The sequence below is a fragment of the Halorubrum sp. Eb13 genome (assembly GCF_002252895.1).
Classification (GTDB): Archaea; Halobacteriota; Halobacteria; order Halobacteriales; family Haloferacaceae; genus Halorubrum.
The window spans coordinates 23,874-31,135 of record NZ_NHPE01000021.1 but is presented as its reverse complement, the minus strand read 5'-3'; the positions used below and the strand labels follow the sequence as shown (position 1 = coordinate 31,135).

Sequence of the window (7,262 nt, the reverse complement as noted above, 5' to 3'; positions counted from 1 at the left end):
CGAGGAGCGCAACGAGTCGCGCGAGTCGTCGCGACTGGGGCTTTGGAGGTGTTCGTCATCGGCCTCCAAGCAACTGCGTATAGCCGAGCGGCTGGGGCTTTGAGGGCGTTCACTGCCGAGTCGCCAGCATCGACTTATAAACGAACGCGTGCGACCTTCAGAACCGAACTCACGGTCCCGTCCGAAACGACCGATCAGGAGACGAACTTCAGCAGGTCGTCGCGGTTGTGCTCGTGGAAGCGCGTCCGGAGGCACTCCTCCAGCGCCTCGATGTCGCCGCGCTTCGCGCACATCGGCGCGATCCGATCGGACCACTGCTGCCACGGCGGGTACAGTCCCAGCCGGTCGCAGATCTCGTCGAGCCGCTCGTCGAGGTCGTCGATCTTGTCGGTCTTGTTGACGGCGACGATGGGCTCGACGCCGACGTCCTCCAGGAAGCCGTACATCTCCACGTCGTGGGGGATGTTCCCGCGCTCGGCGTGGCGGTCGATGATGTCGACGGCGGCCTTCCCGTCCATCACGACGACGCCCGCGAGGATGGAGTCGGCGTTCTCCTCCAGGTAGCGAACGATGTTCGTCTTGATCGCCTCGCGGTGCTCCTCCTCGACGCCGGACATGAACCCGAATCCGGGCAGGTCCGTGAACATGAAGCTCTCGCTGGCCCAGTCGAAGTGGTTCGGCTGCCGGGTGACGCCCGGCTTGCCGCCCGTCGAGAAGTCGTGACCCGTGAGCTCGCGCATCAGCGTGGACTTGCCGACGTTCGAGCGCCCCACGAGGACGACCTCGGCGTCGCGGTCCGGCCGGTCTTCGAACATACGCGTACGTGGGCGACTGAGCGGTTTAAAAGGCGCGTCGTCGGCCTCGGCCCGCAACGCCGACCGCGGCGTCCTCAGCGGGCCGTGTCGTCGCCGACCGCGCTCGCCGCGCCCCCGGCCGGCCCGCTTTCGATGCGATCGTTCACGGTCGCGAACGCCGAGCCGAACATCCGGAAGACGGCGACCTGCCCGTAGAACTGGACGAACGGGACGAGCAGGAGGCCGACGACGGTGACGGCCAGCACGGCGGTCGCGATCCAGACGACGACCGCCACGACGATGGGCATGAGCACCGCGACGAGGTACTCGGTACTGAACAGGGCCGGCTTCAGGAGGTCCGCGTCGAACGCGGCCCCCAGCTCCCCGCGGGCCGCGTACGCCGACAGCGCGGCGGGAACGGCGTAGTAGACGAGGAACAACACCGGGATGAACGCCAGCGTCAACAGCAGCCCGACGACGCCGACGAGCGCGCCGGTGTCGCCGCCGATGGCGCCGCCCGCTCCGGACACGACCCCGACGACGACCGCGTACACGACCACCGGGATCACCGTGTACGCGATCGTGATGATCGTCCCGATCAGACCCTTCATCAGCAGGTCGCCCCAGCCCGTGAACTCCGGCGGCACCTCGTCGCCGCCGATCGTCTTCTCCAGAACCCGAACGAGGTAGCCGACGATGATGAACGCCGGGACGACGAGGACCGAGAGGAACCCCAGCACGCCGCCGATGACGATTCGCCCGACCCAGTCGCCCCGTATCGGATACGAGAGCCCGTCTTCTAACATACGCCGAATCAACACCGATCTGATATATAAGACCGACGGTGAGTATCGGCCGATCGACCGATCGACCGGCGGACCGGACCGAATCGCGACCGGCGACGCCTCTCGCCTCGGGTCCGCGTTCGGGGGTTACTTGTCGCCGGGCGCGCTCCCTCTCGCATGGACAAACAGGCCGTCCGCGAGGCCGTCTGGGACGCGTTCGAGGCGGGCGACCAGGCGCGGTTCCCGTTCCCGCCCCACGACCGGATCCCGAACTTCGCCGGGGCGGACGCGGCGTGCGAGCGACTGACCGAGACCGCCGAGTGGGCCGACGCCGCGACGCTCAAGTGCAACCCCGACGCGCCGCAGTTACCGGTCAGGCGCGCGGCGCTCCGCGCCGGCAAGACGGTGTACGTCGCGCAGCCCCGCCTGCGCGATCCGAACCCGTTCCTCCGGCTCGACCCCGACGAACTCGCGGGATCCGACCACGACGCCACCGACCGGCCGACGGTCGACGACGCCACCACCGTCTCTGGCATCTCGACGCACGGCACGCCGGTCGCGCCCGAGGACGTCCCGCACGTCGACCTCGTGGTCGCCGGCTCGGTCGCGGTGACGACCGACGGCGCGCGGATCGGCAAGGGCGAGGGGTACAGCGACTTGGAGTGGGGCGTGCTCCGCGAGCTCGACGCGGTCACCGACCAGACGACCGTCGCGACCACGGTCCACGAGCTGTCCGTGATCGACGGGCCGGAGTCGGCGCTCGCCGGCGACCTCGGCGACGAGCGCGGCGCCGCCCCGTCACCATCGCTCCCGGCTCCGGACGCGCACGACGTCCCGCTCGACCTGATCGTCACCCCCGAACGGACGGTCCGAACCGAGACGCCCTACGAGCGCCCGTCGGGGATCGACTGGGACGCGCTCGACTCGGAGCGACTGGACGAGATCCCGGTGCTCGCCGAGCGGGCACCGGAGCGAAAATAGGAGGGACTCGGTCGGCCGACCGCGGACCGCTCAGTTCGGATTCCTCAGTCCGCGCGCTTCGGCGACGGCGCGGACCGCTCCGTGCGGTGGTCGGCGACGTGACCGCACTCGGGACAGACGATGGTGCGCTCGTCGCCGTCGCTGACGACGAGCCACCCCTCCGAGACGGGGTTCTGGAAGCTGCACTCCGCACAGAAGAGGACCGACTTCCGGCGGGACGACCGGGGACCGCTGGCGACTGCGTTCATGTATTCCCGTAGTATCCGGACGTATATGGGTCTTGTTCGACCTGATCGTTCGGTATGTTCCGATCTGTGAATCAAAAACACGACGCTATTCGATTCAAACCGCTACGATCGTTTCGAGAAGTTGAATAAAACGACCGACGCCGGTCGCCGTCGCTTCCGGTCGATCGGCCCCTACCGCGCCAGCGGCATGTTGTAGCTCGTTTCCGCCGCCATCACGTGCTCCCACGTCGCCTCGCACTCGCAGGAGACCTGGTCGAAGACGCTCGGGTCCTGGCGCTTGTCGAAGTCCTTGACCGCGGTCTGGACGCGGTCGTCGCACTCGCCGCAGTTGTGCGCGCCGCGGTCGGAGCCGTGCCCGACAGGATCGGAGACGACGATGGCGTCGACGTCGGCGGTCTCCTCGAGGACGTGCGCGACCGACCAGAGCCACGGCGGTCGGTAGCCGCCCTCGAAGAACAGCTCGTCGACCATCGTGTAGCGCTGGACGTTCGTCGGGTTCATCGAGACGGTGTGACACCCGTCGACGTCGGCGCAGCGACGGATCGAGTCGATCATGTCGGCGGCGGCCTCCGGCTCCGCGAGGAAGGGCGGCTTCATCAGGAGGTACGCCTTGATCCCCACGTCCGCGTCGAACTCGCCGTCGGCGTCTGCGGCCTCTGCGCAGGCGTCCTCGAAGTCGGCGAAGTCGAAGTACTTGTTCACGCAGTCGTGGCGGACGCGGTCGGTGGCCGTCTCCAGCCCGACGGCCACGTCGGTCGCGATGCCGTGGTCGGCGAAGTCGCCGATCTTCTCCCGGCTCACGAAGTCCGGCAGCGACTCGACCACGATACGGTCCCGGTCCGCGAACGTCTCGGCGATGGCCCGGCGGGTCTCCGCGGGCACCTCGCGCTCGTCGAGGAACGAGCCCGACGTGTAGATCTTGATCAGCTCGGCCGGCGCGTCCGCCTCCTCGCGCTCGTGGTCGAGACACACCTCGATCTGGTTCATCAGGGACTCGTGGGCCACGCTCCCGCCCTCCACGGACTCGGCGACGTAGCCGCACATCGTGCAGCCGCCGGCGCGGGCCCACCGGCAGCCGCCGGTGTTCAGGATGATCGTGAGGGAGTTGACGACGCCGTCGGGCGTGTTGTCCTCGTCGATCCACACGCGGGTCGGCTGCGTCGGGTCGTACGTCTCCGAGCGCTCGGCGCGGATGTCGCGCATCACGGCGTTGTGCGCGTCCATCCCGCGCCCCTGCTCGTACGCGTCGGGGCTCGGCTTGCTCATTACCGGAGGAAGCGGGCGAGCGCGTAAAGCCGTGTCGTCATCGAGGAACGTGGAGTCCTCCCCGCAGCGACGGAACCCTAGTTACGGCCGGATCATCGTTGCCGGAGCGCGTACCCTCCCACGCCGGCGATCGCGCCGAGCGCGTTGACGGCGACGTCTCCCCGGGCGAACGATCGCCACGGGATCGTCGACTGCACGAGTTCGACCCCGAACCCGAACGCGACCGCCGTGCCGACGGAGACGACCAGTCCACGACGGGTCGCTCCGGTCGTTCGAGCCAGGAGCGCGGCGAGGACCGCGTAGCCGACGAAGTGGAGCGGATCGGTGGGCCCGATCCCGAGCGCGGCGAGCGACGAGACGACTCCGCTCCCGTCTCTGCCCGCGGCCAAGCCGCCGGGTACCGGGACGACCGACGAGAGGAACAGCACGAGCGCGAACGCGCCGGTCTCGATATGCCGGCGAACAGTCGACGCACCCCCGTCCCAATCGGGATCGGCCACGCGGCGTCGTTCTCGCCGGACGTAGTTAGCCGTGCGGAATGGCGGCGACGGAACGGGACCGGATCGGGACGCCCGAACGGCGGTTCCGCGACGTTCCCGTCGAAACCGCTCGATAGCACACCCGCTGGCACGCGCGTGTGGTCCCGTTTCGAACCCCTCGTCGTCTGCGGATCTCCGGATTGCCAGCCTCGTCGGCGTTTATGTACCACAACGCTCGTGGCCGGGGACCGATGTAACGCATATCGGTTTCGGTCGGAGGTGAACATCTAACACGCTGTGGTACATCTATAATGAACGAGCATTACATGACTGAAATGGGTGGCTACAGAGACAGAGTTGCACAGGTCGATCTCGGCGAGGGAGCGGTCAACTACCACGGGATCGACGAGGAAGACGCGGAGAAGTACATCGGCGCGCGCGGGCTCGGCGTCAAGTACGTCTTCGACGCCGGTCCGGACGTGGATCCGATGGGGCCCGACAACCGGTTGGCCTTCATGACGGGGCCACTCACGGGGACCCAGACCGTGATGAGCGGTCGGATCGCGCTCGTGACGAAGTCCCCGCTGACGGGAACGGTCACCGATTCGCACCACGGCGGCTGGTCCGGTGCCCGACTCAAGTGGGCCGGACTCGACGGGATCCTCCTCGACGGCGAGAGCGAGGACCCCGTCTACCTGTTCGTCGAGGACGGCGAGGTCGAGACGCGCGATGCCTCCCATCTGTGGGGGAAGGGCGTCCACGACGCGATCGACGCTCTCGGCGAGGAGGTCGACGGCGCCGTCGGCAAGAACCTCTCCGTAATGGCTATCGGGCAGGGCGGCGAGAACGGCGTTCGCTACGCCTGCGTGATGAACGAGGACGACCGTGCCTCGGGTCGCGGCGGCACGGGTGCCGTGATGGGCGCGAAGAACGTGAAGGCGGTCGTCGTGAAGAGCGGCACCGACATGCCGAAACCGGCCGACCCCGAGACGTTCCAGGAGGGGTACCAGCAGGCGATGGAGGTCATCCGCGAGTCGGAGGTCACCGCGCCCAACGAGGGCGGGCTCTCGATGTACGGGACGAACGTCCTGATGAACGCGACCGAGGAGATGGACGGTCTCCCGACGAAGAACGCGAAGTACACCTCGACCGAGGCGTACAACGACACCGAGGGGATCGACGTCGACGCCGAGCGCGTCTCCGGCGAGAACGTCCGCGAGAACATCCTCGTCGACGAGCCGACCTGTCACTCCTGCCCGGTCGCCTGCAAGAAGGAGGTCGAGGTCCAGTTCCAGCACAAGGGCGAGGACATGAACGTCCGCACGGAGTCGTACGAGTACGAGTCCGCGTGGGCGCTCGGCCCGAACTCCGGACACACCGACCGCGACGAGATCGCGCTGATGCTCCAGCGCTGTAACGACCTCGGCATCGACACCATCGAGGCCGGCAACATGATGGCGATGGCGATGGAGATGAGCGAAGAGGGCAAACTCGACGGCGTCGGCCACCTCGACTGGGGCGACTCCGAGACGATGGTCGACCTCCTCGACGAGATCGGCCACCGCTCCTCGGACCTCGGCGACCTCCTCGCGGAGGGCCCCGAGCGCGTCGCCGACGCGAAGGACGCCCACGGCAACAAGCTCTCGGTCAAGGGCCAGACGATGGCCGCCTACGACCCGCGCTGCATGAAGGGAATGGGGATCGCGTACGCGACCTCCAACCGCGGCGCGTGCCACCTGCGCGGCTACACGCCGGCCGCCGAGATCCTCGGGATCCCGGAGAAGGTCGACCCGTACGAGTGGGAGGGCAAGGGCGAGCTGACCGCCACCTTCCAGGACCTGCACGCGGTGTCGGACTCGTTCGACATCTGCAAGTTCAGCGCGTTCGCCGAGGGGATCGAGGAGTACGTCCTCCAGTACAACGGTATGACCGGCCGCGACGTCTCCGAGGACGAGCTGTTCGAGGCGGGCGAGCGGGTGTACAACCTCGAACGCTACTTCAACAACCTCGCCGGCTTCGACGGCGCGGACGACACGCTGCCGAACCGCTTCATCGACGGGCACCCGGACGCCATCCCCGGCACGGGCGCCAGCGAGGGCGAGCTCTGCGAGCTCGACGAGATGAAGGCGGAGTACTACGAGACCCGCGGCTGGGTCGACGGTGTCGTCCCCGACGAGAAGCTCGCCGACCTCGGCATCGACATCGGCCCCGGAACCGGCGTCTCCGCCGGCGACTCCGCGGCTCCGGCCGACGACTGAGGACGGTCGCCCCGTCCCTGCCGACCGCCAGCCATTTTTTAGTGTCCCGGGCCGGTAGCGGGGCGCATGGCGCACGACCCGCTGTCACCCTCCGAGGCCCTCCGCACCCGACTCGGGACGGCCGCCGCGACCGTGGCCCTCCTGACGTTCGTCTACTCTGTCTTGATTCTCGGGCAGATCCTGCTCGGCCTCATCGTCGCGTTCGGACTCACGCTCGGACCGTACCTCAGTTACCGCACGTTCGCCGTCCTCGACTCGGTCGCCGACGCCGCTCAGCGGTTCGCCGCGGTCAGGGAGCGCGAGGCCGAGCGGGGATCCCGCTTCGGCCGCGCGACCGATCGCGACGAGTCGGCCGGTGACGGCCTCGGAGACCGCGAGGCGTCTTCGCCCGATCGACTCACCGATCGCGATCGGTAGCGGCGGCCCTTTTAAGTCCTAAGCCGTCCATTCC

Annotated in this window: 8 protein-coding genes; 3 read left to right on the top strand and 5 right to left on the bottom strand. The window is 68.2% G+C overall.

Annotation, left to right across the window (positions count from 1 at the left end):
* Positions 1-194: 194 nt before the first annotated feature.
* Both engB and DJ75_RS01940 read right to left on the bottom strand, forming a co-directional pair.
* Positions 195-815: a GTP-binding protein EngB gene (gene engB, locus DJ75_RS01945; RefSeq protein ID WP_094522193.1), complete on the bottom strand. Its 621-nt coding sequence runs from the start codon at positions 813-815 to the stop codon at positions 195-197.
* 74 nt (positions 816-889) lie between these two features.
* Positions 890-1,600, bottom strand: coding sequence for a DUF4013 domain-containing protein (locus tag DJ75_RS01940; RefSeq protein WP_094522192.1), 711 nt, complete (start codon positions 1,598-1,600; stop codon positions 890-892).
* A gap of 156 nt (positions 1,601-1,756) precedes the next feature.
* On the opposite strand from DJ75_RS01940, the gene DJ75_RS01935 reads away from it, so the two are divergent.
* The gene (locus DJ75_RS01935) at positions 1,757-2,560 is read left to right on the top strand and encodes a 5-formyltetrahydrofolate cyclo-ligase (RefSeq protein ID WP_094522191.1); all 804 of its coding nucleotides are present in this window, start codon (positions 1,757-1,759) and stop codon (positions 2,558-2,560) included.
* Between the two features lie 44 nt (positions 2,561-2,604).
* On the opposite strand, the gene DJ75_RS01930 is transcribed toward DJ75_RS01935, so the two are convergent.
* From DJ75_RS01930 to DJ75_RS01920, 3 genes are all read right to left on the bottom strand, one after another.
* Positions 2,605-2,808, bottom strand: a complete 204-nt coding sequence (locus tag DJ75_RS01930) for a hypothetical protein (RefSeq protein ID WP_094522190.1) — start codon at positions 2,806-2,808, stop codon at positions 2,605-2,607.
* Positions 2,809-2,979: 171 nt separating this feature from the next.
* A complete protein-coding gene (locus DJ75_RS01925; protein ID WP_094522189.1) occupies positions 2,980-4,074 on the bottom strand; it encodes an archaeosine biosynthesis radical SAM protein RaSEA in 1,095 nt (364 codons plus the stop codon).
* A 92-nt stretch (positions 4,075-4,166) separates the two neighbouring features.
* Positions 4,167-4,574 carry a VanZ family protein gene (locus DJ75_RS01920; RefSeq protein WP_094522188.1) on the bottom strand — a complete coding sequence of 136 codons (408 nt, stop codon included), beginning with the start codon at positions 4,572-4,574 and terminating at the stop codon, positions 4,167-4,169.
* A 305-nt stretch (positions 4,575-4,879) separates the two neighbouring features.
* On the opposite strand from DJ75_RS01920, the gene DJ75_RS01915 reads away from it, so the two are divergent.
* Entirely contained in the window at positions 4,880-6,811 is a 1,932-nt protein-coding gene (locus DJ75_RS01915) for an aldehyde ferredoxin oxidoreductase family protein (RefSeq protein WP_094522195.1), read from the top strand.
* A gap of 66 nt (positions 6,812-6,877) precedes the next feature.
* Complete coding sequence (locus DJ75_RS01910; RefSeq protein ID WP_094522187.1) at positions 6,878-7,228, top strand: hypothetical protein; 351 nt, start codon at positions 6,878-6,880, stop codon at positions 7,226-7,228.
* Positions 7,229-7,262: the final 34 nt, after the last annotated feature.